This window comes from Fictibacillus sp. NRS-1165 (assembly GCF_050468105.1).
Lineage (GTDB): Bacteria > Bacillota > Bacilli > Bacillales > Fictibacillaceae > Fictibacillus_C > Fictibacillus_C terrinigri.
The window spans coordinates 1-785 of record NZ_JBDPNU010000175.1 but is presented as its reverse complement, the minus strand read 5'-3'; the positions used below and the strand labels follow the sequence as shown (position 1 = coordinate 785).

Genomic DNA, 785 nt, shown 5'->3' with positions numbered 1-785 from the left:
TTGCATATAGATATGGGGAGTATCATGCATTTCATACTGCTGATAACCCTGCATCTCATCCCCTATCTGCAGGGTTATTTGCTTTCTGGCACAATTAACTTCACATTTGAACGATACATAACGATATCTCCAATTACACAGTAATCCTCTGTTGATCATTCAGTTGATCATTAATGGCAGCTGCGTCGTAATTTTCTGCAGTTGTAACAAACGCCTGATTATCATGTGTAACCACTTTGATTTTGTTTTAGTTGTTGCCACTATTGACTTCTCCCTTTGGTTTTTAATCCCCTCCACGTGGGGTCATGAACAAATCCTTACATTGAAAGGGCAATAAAAATAGCGTTAGCTTAATGCCAACACCTATCCCCTAATCTCTTCAGTTAATTGGACTCTGTCACTCCAGTTGCATTCCATGCAACAAGCAGCAACTGCAGAATAATCATAAGTTGCGACAGAAAAGGGGACAACCAAAACCAATTTTTAAAACGAACCTTCCAATTGATCATTTCTTACACCCTCTCGATTTCAATTTTTTCAGCGTCGGATTTGATCTGATTCTCAACGGAAGCCAGCAGATTTTCTGTATCGCCAAATGCATTAATCTGTTCTCTATGCCCAATCACTCGGTGAATCGTCTTCTTTGGTTTAGGTGTGACCTTTGGTTTTGGAAGTGGATTGGTCGTTACCTTTTTCTTTTTCAAAATTTCAGCCAGCTTGGCCAAAGTTTTTGGACCAGCTGAAGTCTGAGTGATCAGGCTGATTCGTATGATGCACCTGAGCGT

The 785-nt window shown here is 40.4% G+C and carries 1 protein-coding gene; it reads right to left on the bottom strand.

Going from position 1 to position 785, the window contains the following annotated elements; genetic code table 11:
• Positions 1-512: 512 nt before the first annotated feature.
• Positions 513-785: hypothetical protein (locus ABHN01_RS25680; RefSeq protein WP_429877896.1), on the bottom strand; the 273-nt coding region annotated here is incomplete at its 5' end.